This window comes from Synechococcus sp. UW105 (assembly GCF_900473935.1).
Lineage (GTDB): Bacteria > Cyanobacteriota > Cyanobacteriia > PCC-6307 > Cyanobiaceae > Synechococcus_C.
Map to the genome: position 1 here is coordinate 106,563 of NZ_UCNN01000027.1, position 14,620 is coordinate 121,182.

General features: G+C 53.8%; 17 protein-coding genes. 3 read left to right on the forward strand and 14 right to left on the reverse strand.

The features are described 5' to 3' along the window. Positions 1-83: 83 nt before the first annotated feature. The 7 genes from DXY16_RS11580 to DXY16_RS11610 form a co-directional block, all read right to left on the reverse strand. A complete protein-coding gene (locus tag DXY16_RS11580; RefSeq protein WP_115121327.1) occupies positions 84-272 on the reverse strand; it encodes a hypothetical protein in 189 nt (62 codons plus the stop codon). A gap of 18 nt (positions 273-290) precedes the next feature. Then, positions 291-1,649 (reverse strand): arylsulfotransferase family protein, encoded by a 1,359-nt coding sequence (locus DXY16_RS11585; protein ID WP_170953945.1) that lies wholly within the window; start codon positions 1,647-1,649, stop codon positions 291-293. 386 nt (positions 1,650-2,035) lie between these two features. Further along, positions 2,036-2,875, reverse strand: a complete 840-nt coding sequence (locus DXY16_RS11590) for a hypothetical protein (protein ID WP_244281668.1) — start codon at positions 2,873-2,875, stop codon at positions 2,036-2,038. A gap of 869 nt (positions 2,876-3,744) precedes the next feature. Continuing rightward, positions 3,745-4,137 carry a mannose-6-phosphate gene (locus DXY16_RS11595; protein WP_244281669.1) on the reverse strand — a complete coding sequence of 131 codons (393 nt, stop codon included), beginning with the start codon at positions 4,135-4,137 and terminating at the stop codon, positions 3,745-3,747. A gap of 128 nt (positions 4,138-4,265) precedes the next feature. Continuing rightward, positions 4,266-4,580 carry a lysozyme inhibitor LprI family protein gene (locus DXY16_RS11600; protein WP_115121330.1) on the reverse strand — a complete coding sequence of 105 codons (315 nt, stop codon included), beginning with the start codon at positions 4,578-4,580 and terminating at the stop codon, positions 4,266-4,268. A 188-nt stretch (positions 4,581-4,768) separates the two neighbouring features. Next, a complete protein-coding gene (locus DXY16_RS11605; protein WP_115121331.1) occupies positions 4,769-5,290 on the reverse strand; it encodes a hypothetical protein in 522 nt (173 codons plus the stop codon). Positions 5,291-5,310: 20 nt separating this feature from the next. Continuing rightward, positions 5,311-5,493, reverse strand: coding sequence for a hypothetical protein (locus DXY16_RS11610; protein ID WP_115016484.1), 183 nt, complete (start codon positions 5,491-5,493; stop codon positions 5,311-5,313). Positions 5,494-5,563: 70 nt separating this feature from the next. Between DXY16_RS11610 and DXY16_RS11615 the strand changes: the two genes are divergently transcribed. Next, a complete protein-coding gene (locus tag DXY16_RS11615) occupies positions 5,564-6,523 on the forward strand; it encodes an aldo/keto reductase (protein ID WP_115121332.1) in 960 nt (319 codons plus the stop codon). Positions 6,524-6,560: 37 nt separating this feature from the next. Here DXY16_RS11615 and DXY16_RS11620 read toward each other — a convergent pair whose 3' ends face one another. Together DXY16_RS11620 and purM are read right to left on the reverse strand one after the other, a co-directional pair. Next, complete coding sequence (locus DXY16_RS11620) at positions 6,561-7,202, reverse strand: histidine phosphotransferase (RefSeq protein WP_115121403.1); 642 nt, start codon at positions 7,200-7,202, stop codon at positions 6,561-6,563. 132 nt (positions 7,203-7,334) lie between these two features. Next, the gene (purM, locus tag DXY16_RS11625) at positions 7,335-8,372 is read right to left on the reverse strand and encodes a phosphoribosylformylglycinamidine cyclo-ligase (protein WP_115121333.1); all 1,038 of its coding nucleotides are present in this window, start codon (positions 8,370-8,372) and stop codon (positions 7,335-7,337) included. A 372-nt stretch (positions 8,373-8,744) separates the two neighbouring features. On the opposite strand from purM, the gene DXY16_RS11630 reads away from it, so the two are divergent. Continuing rightward, complete coding sequence (locus tag DXY16_RS11630; RefSeq protein WP_115121334.1) at positions 8,745-9,326, forward strand: septal ring lytic transglycosylase RlpA family protein; 582 nt, start codon at positions 8,745-8,747, stop codon at positions 9,324-9,326. Beyond that, entirely contained in the window at positions 9,323-10,855 is a 1,533-nt protein-coding gene (locus DXY16_RS11635) for a bifunctional pantoate--beta-alanine ligase/(d)CMP kinase (protein ID WP_115121335.1), read from the forward strand. Before DXY16_RS11630 ends, DXY16_RS11635 begins: the two co-directional genes overlap by 4 nt. Here the strand turns inward: DXY16_RS11635 and DXY16_RS11640 are convergent. The 5 genes from DXY16_RS11640 to DXY16_RS11660 all read right to left on the reverse strand — a co-directional run bounded on the left by DXY16_RS11640 (position 10,836) and on the right by DXY16_RS11660 (position 14,542). Further along, positions 10,836-11,312, reverse strand: a complete 477-nt coding sequence (locus DXY16_RS11640; protein WP_115121336.1) for a low molecular weight protein-tyrosine-phosphatase — start codon at positions 11,310-11,312, stop codon at positions 10,836-10,838. The two genes, DXY16_RS11635 and DXY16_RS11640, sit on opposite strands and share 20 nt — an antisense overlap. 43 nt (positions 11,313-11,355) lie before the next feature. Next, positions 11,356-12,732: a HEAT repeat domain-containing protein gene (locus DXY16_RS11645; RefSeq protein ID WP_115121337.1), complete on the reverse strand. Its 1,377-nt coding sequence runs from the start codon at positions 12,730-12,732 to the stop codon at positions 11,356-11,358. Between the two features lie 98 nt (positions 12,733-12,830). Continuing rightward, a complete protein-coding gene (locus DXY16_RS11650; RefSeq protein ID WP_115121338.1) occupies positions 12,831-13,418 on the reverse strand; it encodes a chromophore lyase CpcT/CpeT in 588 nt (195 codons plus the stop codon). Between the two features lie 74 nt (positions 13,419-13,492). After that, the gene (gene cpcA / locus DXY16_RS11655; RefSeq protein ID WP_115016467.1) at positions 13,493-13,981 is read right to left on the reverse strand and encodes a phycocyanin subunit alpha; all 489 of its coding nucleotides are present in this window, start codon (positions 13,979-13,981) and stop codon (positions 13,493-13,495) included. 42 nt (positions 13,982-14,023) lie between these two features. Next, the gene (locus DXY16_RS11660) at positions 14,024-14,542 is read right to left on the reverse strand and encodes a phycocyanin subunit beta (protein WP_115016465.1); all 519 of its coding nucleotides are present in this window, start codon (positions 14,540-14,542) and stop codon (positions 14,024-14,026) included. Between the last annotated feature and the right edge of the window lie 78 nt (positions 14,543-14,620).

Here is a 14,620-nt window from a genome sequence, read left to right on the forward strand (position 1 = left end):
TATTAAATTTATCGAAGCAATGTAATTTGATCTGATCAATGCCTCAACAGACAATAAACAAATTACGAAAAGAATACAGTGTTTCACTGTTTTCCATCATTTTTTTGAGATGAATTATTTTTCTTCAATTTCTTATTTTTAAGAGCGCGTTTGATTGGATAATACAGTACACCCCATAACCCTAAGAGGAAGGCAGCAATAATTCCAAAAATAGCAGCAATTACTCCACCTGCCATTCCAGGTCCTATGTAAGCAAATAATGGCGCTACCATAGAAAAGATACAATTAATTCAATTATTGCATTTCCCTCTTGATTCCATGAAATTTTTTACTATTTTGACATCATCGTCTGTGTACATAATGCGTGACCATGACAATTGATAAACTTTCTGATTACCTGCACGATTGACATATGTCCATATTAGTGAGTTATCGGCACCAAAGTACAGTATTCTGCCATAATCTGTCTCTTCTATAAAAAGATCATTGTTTGGAAGAATCTGACTCCTGCCCTGTGTTGTTGTCCTGACATCATTTTTAATTAAACCCTTATTTTGGTAAGGAGAGTATTTATTTGCCCTGAAGTCATAAATGATTACTTCATTATTTCCGTCTACAATGTCACCATCCACGAAATCCTTTGAGTTATTATTAAAAATTGATATAGTGTGGTTATTTAAAACATCTACATCATGTTGGTGAAAGAATGGACCTGTCCCTTTCCAGATAATTTTATTTGTCGCAGGTCGATACAACAAGACCATTGACTGATGCCTTATCGATAAAAATAGATCTCCCTTTTTCCAAAACTTTCCATCAAAATTAACTGGTTGTATATCATTTAAGTGTATTGGATCATTGCTAAATTTACTATTTCCCGCAGAAAATAATAGATACTCGAGACTATTGTCTATAAAGATTTGAGAAACAGACTTTTCAAATAGAATTTCACCATTAGGAGATAATTTAACAATTGAATCATCCAAATATCCTTCTTCTGAGGGGATATCTCTGCCAACTTTGAAGATCGGTAGAGTTTGTGGATACGAATGAGATGGAACCCATATATTCCCATCGTGATCTGTTTCTATCGAATGGTGGAATAAGTCATGCGTATTTTGAAAAATTAGATTAGAGCAAGCATCTATTTTTATTAATGGTGAGTGATCTTTAAAAATCAAACCACCATGCTTGTCTAACTTGGGATGTCTCAACAGGTATCTTGATTGATTTTTGTCTCTAGACAAATGTTTAAATTCACTAATTTTTTCAACCGATTTGTTAAATTCATCAATATCTGGATTCCAGGTATGCAATACCTTAAAGTTTGTTAAATCGACCAATTCAACTATTCCTGCTCCTAGGTCTCCATCATGTCTTGAAAGTAGAAGATAGGTCTCATGTGAGTTAGGGTTTCCACTAAAACCACCTAGCGATGGAAATCTGTCTTGCGCTAGAAAGTGTTTATTTATTAAAATCTTCTTTATATTTGCAGGGATTTCTGCCAGGAATAATGCGGGTTTAGAAATAACGCTCAACTTTTTGCCGCCAAGCGCTTCATGTCTTACGAGAGCGCCAAAACCAATTGTTAGGGGGATACCTAAAAGAACGACTAAATAAAGAATCCAAACCTCAATTTTTTTGAACACGCTAGACAATGTAATAATCTCTTATATTGTAGTCTATTTCAGATCTATCCGCCATTCTTCTGCCAACTCCTCTTTTGTGATGGTGTTGGAGAAGGAAATGACAATGTCCAACTCAAAATCAGTATGTCAATGATCACTGCTTTAGCGTTGGACGTCTGGCAAGGACCTCAAACTTGCTGCAGTGGAACTCATAGAGAAGTCTGGTGAGTGACCATGTCGCTCATGAGTCGTGGACGTATGGATCTCGCATCCAGTCGGTCCCAGTTGCTCCTTTGAGTTGTCCTCGACCAGTTGCGAGTGCCTCAGTCGCTCTCTTTGCGTCGTAGTGGAAGTAGTGCTAGTGGACGTACTGGATTGAGGTGTCGCAGTTGTTTCTTGAGTGCTGATTAATAGTCCTCGTCTTTTCTCTTGACCATCGTCCACTTCCCTTCTCCAATCGTTTGACGCGATTCGCGTGCTGTACGCTCTGCATCGATGTATCTCAGGTATGTGTTCCTGAGTTGGTCTGGACTGGTGTGACCGTTGTCCGCAAAAGAGTTGATCTTTGGAGGGATTGCTAATCCAGGGTCTTCTTCAAGGGTTAAACGAAATGCCGTGTGTCGAATGGTTGTCCATTTTCTGCCTGATGCAGGGAAATCGTTTTCGAAAGTTTTCTCCATTACGTGCTTAAGAAGGAAGTTCAGGGTCTTCAGGACATGACTGTCTGCCGGATTGCCTTCTGGTCTATCGATCTGAGGAAGAACCAGATACCCAGATGGTTTCCTTCTGTGGAGTCGTTCCCAAAATCTGAATCCATCTTTTCTGTAGTGGGTCGTCTGATGAATCGGACGATCCTTTTTTGTTGTCTCCAAATTGCAGACAACAGTCTTGTTCCCCTGGTCCCTGAACCACTCGCTCTTGATTCGGTACATGTCTTCTGCCCGCAGGTAGAAGAACCACTCCAAGAGAAGTGCGTCATAGAGATCGACCCAGTTGCGTTGGTTCAGTCGACTGCTCTTGCTCCACTCCAACTCCCTGTACTCGTCTGGATCGAGGAGTTGTCTCGCTGAGTCGAGAGATAAGTCCACCACTGCTGCCAGGAGTTGGTCCCACTGCTTCTGAGTCAGATGCTGAACCTGTTTGGTCTGCTTGCTGATCGCAGGAAATCTTGGAAATGCATGCCCAGGGAAGTCGTCCTCTGCCAGTGCCAGGAGTTTGTTGATCAGGGTTTTCTGCTGACCCTTCATCCCACTGCCATTGGATCCGCTGCTTCCACGTGCACGTCTCTCCAGAAGGGAGAAGTAGTCCTTGAAGTCCTGACTCGTAATCAGGTCAACGCTTCTGGACGCCCAAGGTTGGTGACGGATGCCGTATTCACTTGCGTCCCACTTCAGGGACTCCTCTCGCTTCCACCGCTTGAAATTGCGTTGGGTCTCTCGGGTTCGGGATTCAGACGCGAAGTACCGCTCCCAGTACTCGCCAAGTGAGTTCTTGTTTTGTTCTTCCTGTAGGTCCAGGACTGCCTTGCTCTCGTCCTGCCACTGCTGGAACAGGGTGACCGACCTCTTTGCCGCCTCGTAAGGGTCTTCTGTCCCCGTGGTCCTCTGGATGGTCAGACGCTTCCCCAGACCGCCCTTGGATCGCCCCTGATGGGGTCTTGGGTCATCGCCGGGGTCTGGTAACCACTCCGCGTACAGAACCCGTGTATGGGTCTGTCGCTTGATCCTGAGGTTCTGCGGGTACGAACCACGCACTCCAAAGACCTTCGACACGTTCAGGGTCGTCCAGTCCTCGGGGAGTGATGCTTTGCCCACCTCGCTTACCTACCTGGGTCTGTCGCCCAGTTCTGAACACTGACCCACTTTGCCGTCTCTGGTAGGTAAGTGGTAGGTAAGTTGTCGGTTTTCTTCGACTAAACCCCAGTGTTTATGGGGTTTTTATATGTTAAGCCCCAGTTCGAATCTGGGTGCCGCCTTTGAAATAATCCCTGAGAGTGGCGATTGATACTGCATCCTCAGGGATTGTTTCAAAGGCGGCACTGGAAGGTGAATCCGTAATGCAGATACGCCTCAAAGAAGTCTCCCAGATTCAGCTTCCGAGTGACTTAGAGGCAGATCTACAGGTCGGGGGTGGCATCTCGCCTCAGCTTCTGAAGTTCTTGGCGGAACCGCTCCCAGAATCCGTCGATAAACTTGATCCCTTCGATTGCCTCAGCGGGGCATAATTTCGCCCACTGCATAAACGGGTTGCCAGCGACTGTTTGGAACTTCGGTTCTCCTGCTGCATCCCCCTCGCGCCAGTAAACATCCTGCATCCAGGCATCTGTCCGATCAGGGCGCGAACTGCTGGCGAACTGTTCTCCCTTGCAGTCAGCGAACAACCAGACATCAGCAACAGGAGGACCTGCTCTGCCTGACGCTGGTTCATCAACGCACTTCTTGGTCTCCCAATTGCAGTTCTGAATCCAAGTCCTGCGCCGAACCTTGAGACGGATCCAACCATCAGGCATCCGCTCTGGCCGTGACAACTGCTCGGTTTCGACACGGCACCCAGTTCCACAACCAAAGACAGGAAGGACATGCTCTTGAGGCACAGTCAGATCCTGAGGGGTAGTCAGCAGCAGGAATAGCAAGGGATTCATCTGCCCAACCCCTTGAGTTCTTCCAAGAGAGCTCGGTTGAGTCTGTCGTCGCATCCAACAACCATCTGGGGGTAAATGGTTCCCTGTCTGTATGGGGCGTAGGCAGCAGCGCAGACCTCCTGTGTTGCTGCTTTCCACTTCTCCAGGGTCACTGGGGTGAGTTGCTTTTTGAGTGCCTGGTTGGACTCCTCCCACTTTTGAGCGGCACAGAACCTGATTTCATGTGTCGTATGACCAGGGCACTGGATCTCTGGTTCCTCTGCCTTCACAGGCACCACAGGCAGAAGCAGCAGGAGCACCAGTGCTTTCACTTTTCCTCTTCTAATACAACTTTCTCCACCACAGCATCCTTCACTCGGTCTCAAACGGTCTTGCCGTCTTGATCGGGAGCAATCGCATTGGCAGTTGCCTTGGAGTCGGGCAGGGCTGCTGGTCGGCCTTGGTGCAGATCGGAGAGGCCCTTGAAGTGGTGTGGGGTGTGGGGTGTGGTGGATGCGATTCAGGGTTTGAGACTCGCCTCCGCCATCAGTTCGCTGCCATTGCTTGCGCTGGCTTTACAGCTGATGCGTTGTTGATCAATGGTGCAGCTGCCACGGGCAGACCATGCTTTTGGCAGTCCTTCGGCAAGCCCCAGCTGATTCATTAGGGCCTCGGCGGCGCCCATGACTGGTCCCGTCCAGCTTCTCCCGTTCAATCTGCAGTGGCCTTGCTCGCAGTCCACTGGAAGGCGCTGATCAGCAGCCACCGTCACAAAGGTGAGGCTGTGCGTTGCTCCATTGCTGTTGGCCTCGCCGAGAAAACGCAGACGCATCACGGTGTCGGTTTTGCGATCCAGTTGCAGCTGGTTGCAGCGATGGTTTGTCCCTGAGGTGTCGACATAACTGCATTGCGAGGTGTTGCTTTGCAGGCGTCCAATCGCAGGGAGAGCCGCGCTTGAGGTGGGTGTACACAGGAGCACCACTGCCACAGCACCTCCTACAAACGAACCCAGAGTTTCATCATCGTGGAGAGTTTCGGTCATGCGACTGGCGCCTTCTTGATTTAGTAGTCGCTGTCGGCCACACACATCCCCAGACAGCGCAGGCCGTTCTCGGCTGTTCTTTTGCAGTGGGAACAGAGCACCGGTGAGGCTGGCACTGCAGAGGGTGTGGACGCCTCAGTATCGGCGGACGTGCCATCTGGTGCTGAGGAGGGTTTGAGTTCTACGTGTTCGCTCGCTGCCATGACTGCCTTGGTGCAGGGCTTCCGTTGAAGGATTTGGTCAGGCGATCATGGCGTCCAGTGGGGCAATCGTGTGGCAGGGATCGGTTTTGGCACCTGGTCGTGGGGGAATCAATTGCTTTGGGGCTACGACCCGGATCGTGATGACCCTGAACTGTCGGCCACGCTTCAGGAAGCCGTCGCCGGTGGGTTGGCCTTGGTGGATACGGCTGATTCCTATGGCACCGGGCGTTTTAACGGTCGCAGCGAAGCTCTCCTGGGTCGGATCCTTGAGGATTGCAGCGGTGAACTCCGTTCCAGGTTGACGGTGGCCACCAAGTTGGCTCCGTTCCCCTGGCGCCTGGGACGGCGCGGTTTTGACCGTGCCTTTGCTGCCAGTCAGGCACGCCTCCACGGTCATCTTCAGAGGGTGCAATTGCACTGGAGTACAGCTCGTTATGCCCCCTGGCAGGAAGGGGCTTTGCTTGATGGCCTCGCAGATCTTGTCGATCAGGGCCGGGTTTCAGAGCTAGGGGTGTCGAATTTGGGGCCTCGCCGTTTGAGGGCGTTGCAGGCCCGGCTGGCGGCCCGTGGCATCCCTTTGCGCAGTGTTCAGGTTCAGATGTCATTGCTGGCCCCTGATGCAATCGAGGCAGGAGGCCTGAAGCAGACCTGTTCTGATCTGGGGATTGAACTTTTGGCTTACAGCCCCTTGGCCCTTGGGGTGTTGACGGTCAGTCCTGGGGATCTGCCGCCAGAGTGCACCCGCTTGCGCGCTGGTTTGTTCCGCAGGCTGTTGCCAGGGAGTGAGGCCTTGCGGGCTGGTATGGCCGCGGTCGCCGCTGCCCATCGGGGATCGCTGGCTCAGGTGGCACTCAATTGGTGCCGAGCCCATGGCGCGATGCCATTACCCGGTCTCCGCCGTGTGCATCAGGCCCAAGATGCAGTGGCGGCATTGGCTTGGTCGCTCAGTGATGAGGAGCGGGATCAACTGGATGCTTTGGCGCTTGCTTGCTCAGCGCGGATGCCGGCCAATCCATTCATGAGTGCCTAGCCAGATCTGACACGGCTCCAGTGGGTGGCCAACAGCTTCAACCGCTTGCGGCTTCGCCAGGCTCCGGGTCTGGACTGACCACCACAGGCAGGCTTGAAGCAGGGTTGGTGAGGGACACCACCTTGACGGGTGTTGGTTTCTGGTTGGCAGGAGTGCTCTCGGGTTCCTCACGATGCTGTTCGCAGGCGGTGAGGGCTTCCTGCAGGAGAGAGTCAAAGGTGGCGCCTGGTAGGCGATGGCGCGCGATCTCAAGAAAGGTGCGCGGTAGAGACTCATTGGCTGCGCTTCTTACCGCCGGGTTGTTGCGGCGATGCTCTTGCTCATCGCGAATTGCACGTAGGAAGCGATGGGTGACATCTCTTTTGGTACAAGCCTTGATCAGGGTGTCGCGCTCTGCCTGGGCAATGCTGTGGTTGCTTTCTAGTTCGCTGATGCGTCGTTCCAGGCTGGCCAGAACCTCTTCGGCTTCTTTGCTGATGTGGGTGAGCTGACCATCGGAGAGGTAGGGCATATCGGCCACATACACCTTGCCGTGGTCCTTGAGGGCCAGGAAGGTGGGCCGTGGACCCTGGCGAGTGAGATGGCCGCGATCGTGATGGGATACGGCAGGACGACGTGGAGGAACGGGGCCTGCAGACGAACGCCTTCTGGTGGTCCGTTGGGGTTTATCGAAAGGCATCAAACCTAAGGGGATGTAACGACGCGGATGTTGCGCGGATGACGCAACAAAGCTTCCGGGAAATGTTAAAGCGGTTATTGGTCGCGGGTGATGACCTGAAACGCCGATTTACGTGCGGTTGTCAGCTTTGATTCAGCTCGGGAGACCGTTGATCCCATCGCGCTGGGCGCTAATGATCTGCTCAACCTCCCCGATCGGCCAGGCGGGAAGGTTGAGTGCCTGACAGAGGGAGAGGGCCTCAGCCACTGCCGTCTCGGGGAGGACCAGGCAGAAACCGATTCCCATGTTGAACGTGTGCCAGAGGTCGCGTTCCGGAATCTCACCGTTCTGCTGCAGCCAGTGGAAGAGCTCGGGACGTGACCAACTGTCTGGGTTGATGCTGGCACTAAGGCCTTCAGGCAGGCACCGCGGCAGATTCTCGGGAAGCCCTCCACCGGTGATATGGGCCATCCCATGCAGGGGAAGTTTCGCTGTCTGCAGGCTCTGCACCAGGTCGCCGTAAAGCGTGGTTGGAGCCAGTAACGCCTCGATCAAGGGCTGCTGTCCGGGGCCGAAGCGGGTGCCGCCATCGGCATTGGCCATGGCAAGAACCTTGCGCACAAGGCTGAATCCATTGCTGTGGACTCCGTTGCTAGCCACACCCACGATCGAGTCACCGGCTTCGATCGCACGTCCGTCAATCAGTTCGTCTTCTTCCACGACCGCCACACAGAACCCGGCAAGGTCGTAGCGGCCTGCTGGATAGAACCCTGGCATTTCCGCCGTTTCTCCCCCCAGGAGAGAGCAGCCACTGCGTCTGCAGCCATCGGCGATTCCTTCCACGACCTCGGCCATGGCCTCGGGGCTGAGCGCGCCCGTTGCCATGTAGTCAAGGAAGAACAAAGGGGACGCCCCTGAGGTGATCACATCGTTCACACACATCGCCACCAGGTCGATGCCAACGTTGTGATGACGGCCATAATCCTGCGCCAGCTCAAGCTTGGTGCCCACTCCATCCGTCCCGGACACAAGGAGCGGCTTGCGTAACCCTGCCGGGAGGCGCATCAGTCCCCCAAATCCCCCCAGACCTCCCAGCACTTCTGGCCGGAAGGTGGATTCCACGCTCGAGCGGATTCTGCTAACGAAGGCTCGTCCCGCCTCGACGTCCACGCCCGCGGTCTTGTAATCCATCCTCGTGCGGGGGCGGCCCCCGAATCGCGCTTTCTTCGATCCTCTCTCCCCGTGGTCCCAGGCCCGGTTGCTTGGCCGTCCACACGGCTGATTAGGTGGCGTTGTCTCGCCGATAAGGCTGGCTAATCGGGCTTTGATGGGCCTTGCTCTTCTGTCGCATTGCAGTGCAACTGGTTGAGCGCTTTGGCCTGGTTGCGTCCCATCGGTTGGAAGCTCTTTGTGCTGCTGCGCGCATCCTGAAGGCCTCCTTACCGTTCGATCGATATTTGTTTGATCAGGTTGCTTGGATTTGATTCCCATTGGGAATCTGCAGGCTCAACGCAGCTCCCGTCAGGCGATGAAGCGTTCCAGCCATCCAGGCATCCGCCACGCATGCGCTCACCTTTCGCTCTTCTGCTGTTCACCGGACTGGTTTCGAGCGGAGTCGCTCTCCTGCCAGTTCTGTCTCGTGAGCTTGCCCCAGGCTTGGTGCGTGAATCGCTTGAAGCAGTGCTGAGTCAACCCATTCAGCCTGTCCGTTCATCCTTTGTTGACAGCGAAGACAGCGGAAGCAGCATCAACCAAACGGTCGTTCCTGCTTCTGCAGACGAGACGCTGTCGAAAGGAAGTGTTCCTCCAACTTCAGTGATTGCCCCTCCTCCCGTTCCTCAGCCTGCTGTGGTCTCGGTGAGTACAGGTGAGGCCAGCTGGTATGGCCCTGGCTTCTACGGAAATCGCACGGCCAATGGTGAGGTCTATCGGCCCGGCACGATGACCGCTGCCCATCGCACGCTTCCCTTCGGCACCAAGGTGCGGGTGACCAATCTCTGGAACGGGCGTATCGCCGTGATCAGAATCAACGATCGTGGACCATTTGTGGGCCATCGTGTGATCGATCTTGGCCACGGTGCCGCCAGTCGTCTTGGTCTGACGGCCTCTGGTATCGCACAGGTGAAGCTCGAGGTACTGCGCTGACCTTTCAGGTTCTTCGATCAGTGTCTGCATTGCGCCATTGGCGCGCTCAGCAGACCCATCCCGTCCATTTCGTACCCACCATGGGTGGGCTCCACCAAGGTCATGCGCGGCTCATGACCGCTGCTCGTGGATTCAGCCCTGCAGCTTGCTCTGTTTTGGCAAGCGTCTATGTGAATCCTCTTCAGTTCGGGCCAAGTGAGGATTTCGAGCGTTATCCCCGAGACCTAGAGGCTGATTGCCGTAGGGCAGCACTGGCCGGTGCGGATGCCCTTTGGTGCCCCAGCGATGTCGAGATGTATCCCGATGGTGCTGATCAAGTGTTCCGCATCCAAGTACCCAGAGGATTGCAGCAGCATCTCTGTGGTGCAGGGCGTCCTGGGCATTTTGATGGTGTGGCAACGGTGGTCAGCCGTTTGTTGGCGCTCGTGCGTCCCGCCGTGCTGGTGCTCGGTGAGAAGGACTGGCAGCAGCTCACCATTCTCCGTCATCTGGTCATGGATCTGGACTGGCCTGTGCGGATCTGTGCAGTCCCAACGGTTCGCGAGCCAGATGGTGTAGCGAGCAGTTCCCGGAACCTCTATCTCACCGCCCCTGAACGCCAACAAGCGGCGGCGTTTTCGGCAGCGCTTCGTGCTGTGGATCTGCAGACACCTGTGGCCTCGGCTCGTGTCGCCATTGCAGCTGCTGGATTGGAGCTGGAGTATGTAGAGAGGGTCGATCCCTTCAGCCTCCAGCCTTGTGGCCCCGAGAAAGCGATCTCGCTGCTGGCCGCGGCGGTTCGCTGCCGGACGACCCGTTTAATTGATCATGTTTTTCTGATGAGTCGTCAGCCCCTCGTTGCGATCGATGGCCCGGCCGGCGCCGGCAAGAGCACCGTGACTCGAGCCTTTGCTGAACAGCTTGGACTCATCTACCTGGATACCGGAGCGATGTACCGCTCGGTGACCTGGTTGGTGCAACAGAACGCTGTGGACCCCAAGGATGGGGCGTCCATTGCGCCGCTGCTGAACGACCTCGACCTGCAGCTGCGGTCACTGCCCGCTGGCGGTCAGCAGGTGTTGGTCAATGGGCAGGACGTGAGTGAAGCGATCCGCTCGCCTGAAGTGACTGCGTCGGTTTCGGCTGTGGCGGCGCACCGCTGCGTCAGGCAAGCACTGACTGCTCAACAGAAAGCGATGGGTGCCAAGGGTGGCTTGGTGGCAGAAGGTCGCGACATCGGCACCGCTGTTTTCCCGGATGCTGATCTGAAGGTGTTCCTCACGGCCACCGTGGGCGAACGTGCCCGGCGTCGCGCCCTTGACCTGGAGCAGCGGGGGTTCCCGGTGCCTGAGCGCTCTGAGCTCGAGGCACAGATTGCCGAACGGGATCATCTCGACAGCACGCGCGAGGAAGCTCCCTTGGTGCAGGCGGACGATGCTGTGGAGCTCGTGACCGATGGCATGAGCATTGAGGCTGTGATCGACGCCCTGGTGGCGCAGTTCCGGTCTCGGGTGGCGGAGGAAGCCTGGCCTACTCCAGCGGTGGACTGAGTTCGTCCAACAGGTTGGAACAGGCGTCTTCGAGCAGGTCGAGCACGTGTTCAAACCCCTGCTCGCCTCCGTAATAGGGATCAGGGACCTCCGTTTCAGAGAACCGGCGGCTGTAGCTGAGCATCGGTTTGATGCTGGCCGTTGCCCTGGGCCCAGCTTCGCGAGACAGTCCTTGAACGGCGGTGAGATTGTCGTCGTCCATGGTCAGCACCAGATCGAAACTCGAGAAATCGTCGAGGCTGATCTGTCGTGCGCGGCTGGGCAGCTGAATGCCGCGGCGGTTGGCTGCAGCCTGCATGCGTCGGTCCGCTGGATTGCCCACATGCCATCCGCCCGTTCCGGCGGAATCGACAACGAACTGATCGCTGAGACCACGCTCCTCAAGCAGATGCAGGAAGACACCTTCGGCAGCGGGGGAGCGGCAGATATTGCCGAGGCAGACGAAGAGCAGTTTCATCTCTGACTTGGGCGGGGCATGGGCTTGTTCATGGACTCACAGATTAATTGCAGTGATCTACACCCTCTGCCAGGGCCATCGAAATTCTTGATGCGACGACAGGATCGGGTTCGCTGTCTTTTGCGCTAATTAGAAGGTTCTTTGCTTTTATGCTGCTCATTTTTTCAAGCGCAAGGCATGCGCTGTAGCGGAGGCCCCAGTCATCAGGCTGATTCAGGGTCCAGTTGAGTTTTTCAATGATTAATGAGAGGGATTCCTCAGCCTCTCTTTGTATAGATCCAATTTCCCCAAGCGCGTTGGCTGCGACGCGGCGTATGTTGCCCTGGCAGTGGTTTCCTATCTCTACTCCAATGGCATCAACGAAAGCTGGTAAGTAAGAAGGATTCTTGAGTTCTGACATCGCCTTAATGATTCCCATTTTTATATCTTGATCTGATTCGGAGAAATATAGCTCTGAGAGCCCTTTGTGGTTATTTTCGAAAATTCTGACCAGTAATTTTATCCCCTCTATGCGACTTGAAAGGGATGGCTCCCGAAGCATTGAAAAAGCTTCCGGAGTTGAATTCTGAGTCGTTTTTGGCCAGTCTTCTTGGCGACCTTGAGGCCTGGTTTCTTGGCTGCTCGTTGGCAGGTTTCCGGAAAAGTTTTCTTTAATAAGGGCATCTAACCTTGCAAATAAGTTGCTGCGAAGAGCGCTTTCCTTAGGCGATTCTTCGCTTGTGTGATCTGATTGTTGATTGCTAAGTTCGCAGAGAATGGCCTTAATGGCGAACATTTTAATGTTGTTGGGGATGTTCGCCTCAAGGATTGCGTCTGCACTGCTGATTGTTGCGATTCGTGCAAGGTCGAATGCTGCTGCTTGTCTTATGAATCGATTGTTGTGGTCAAGCAGTGTGATCACGTTCTCTAAGTATGATGCTTCTCCTGTGCAGATGAAAAAGAATGATGCGGCTGAGCTGGCAATTCTTTCTGAGTCTGAATCGAGGAAGGGCTCGATTTTATCGCGAACATGGCAGGCTTTGAAGGTTGTCAATGTTTCGATGAGAGCCTCGATGGGCTTGTTGATGTCTTGTCTGTCTAGGTAGGTGATCAGAGGACCGATGCAGTCATTGTTATTGATTGCGATTAGTGCTCTAAGTGTTGCCTCGTGTAGCTGTACGTCCTTCGTCTCCAGAGTCTGTAGCAACGCTGGAATGCAGCTAGAGTCTCCGATCATTCCTAGTGAACGCGCGGCCTGGCGTCTTAGGGGATATCCTCCCGCTGCTGTTCTATCGCGTTCGTCGTTTAAGCATTGAACCAGTTTTGGAACGGCGGATTTGATTCTGTGTTTACCCAGCCACCAAGCGCTGTGATACCTAATGCCTGAGTCTTCATGATTAAGGGCATCGATGGCCGTTTTTGCCGAATTGATCAGAGTCAAGTCGCTTCCCTTCTCTCGGTGACAATGGGTGCTGCAGTCTAGGAAATTGACTTGGTTGTTATTTTGCTTGCTTGGTGTAATTCTTGATTGATATCCCTTCAGCTGGCATCTGCCCAGTCTGCATCCCAGGATTCTGATCGCTTAAAGCAAAATTCTCCTGCAATAGAGCCCCAGCATCGTTGATTAGTTGTAGGGTCATATCCTCGATCCAGGGTTGAGAGTGTATTCCCCTTAAGGTGGAAATGGCTTTTGAGCACTGTGTCCTTGTCGTCTCGGCGCACGATGCAGAGACATCCGGGTTCAATTTCTCCGTGGTAGCCATCTTCCCTCTCAATAACTTGATAGTGGCATTGCTCTAAAACTGTCAGGTCGTCAGTGCTGATTTCTTGGCGTCTGCGACGATCAAGTGTCGCGTTGGTGAACCTTGCAGGCTCACGAAAGCTATGGTTCCAGAGTTTGATCGCTCCTGTTTCAAGCTCTTCAGCCCGGATCATTCGCAATCTATATGGATTCTTGGGGTCAACTGCATACGTCTGCTCTAGAAGAAGTGACCCTGGTTGAAGATGTTCTATTGGCCTATAACGAAGAAGAATATGTGCAAAAAATGGTGGATTCTCAAAGGCTTGCTGTTGGTTGCTGTACTCTCCGCAAAGCAGGCTGAGAAATCGTTGAAGAGAAGGTGTCATCCAAAGCCATGCAGAATGAAAAAAGCCTCCCTAAGTAGGGAGGCTTTGTAAGCTACTTGCTTAGATCTGCTTAATCAGATCAGGGCATTGATTGCGTAGTCGATGTAGCTGTTGGCTTCGGTGGCAGCACTGCCGGAAAGGCCGTGGTTGGCTTTGATGTGCTTCAGAGCTTCAACATACCAAGTAGGAGAAAGCTCAAAGGTGCGGTTGATCTCAGCCAGTCCGGCGATCAGATAATCATCCATGGGGCCAGTACCACCAGCGACCAGGCAGTAGGTGATCATGCGCAGGTAGTAGCCGACGTCACGGGAGCACTTGGCTTTACCTTCAGAGGTCGAGGCGTAGTTGGCGCCTTCCATCTGGGTGGTGAAGGGAAACTTGGTGTAGACAGCCTGAGCTGCACTGTTCACCAGAGCATCAGCCTGGGTGGTGAGGGCTTTGGCTGCCTCAAGGCTTGCCGTGGCGCGGTTGAAACGACCGGATGCCGCCTGAACTTCAGTGTTGCTGAGGAACCGACCTTGGGAGTCTGCTGCTGCAACAGCTTCGGTGAGGGGAGTTTTCATTGCTATAGAGAGGAATTAATAACGTTGAGTGCGACGCCTTGATCAGGCGACGGAGGCTGCAGCGCGATCGAAGTAGGTGCCGATTTCACTACTCAGGGAGGCGCAGTCACCTGAGGAGATCCCAGACTTGTCGTTAACGGTGGACAATGCTGCGTCCTTCATCAGGTTCACGCCGGCTGCCACGGAAGCACCGGGAGTTCCCAGGGCGAGATAGGTCTCACGCAGACCGTTCAGGCAGCGGTCTTCCATCACGGAAGCATCGCCGGTGAAGATCGAGTAGGTGACATAGCGCAGGATGATCTCCATGTCGCGCAGGCAAGCGGCCATGCGGCGGGAGGTGTAAGCGTTGCCACCGGGGGCGATCAGTGCAGGCTGCTGGGCGAACAGGCCGCGGGCAGCGTTTGCAACGATGCTGGAGGCGTTGCTGGAGATACGGTTGACGGCATCCAGACGCTTGTTGCTGTCGGAAACCATGGCTGCCAGCGCATCGATTTCGCTGGCGGTGATGAACTGGCCCCTGGCGTCGGCCTGGGCGACCACCTTGGTGAAGGCGTCGAACATTTGGAACTCCTCTTGGCAGCGTCTAAGTGTGTGTCACAGACACAGGAGGGACATCGACAAAAGTCCCGTCTGAGTCGT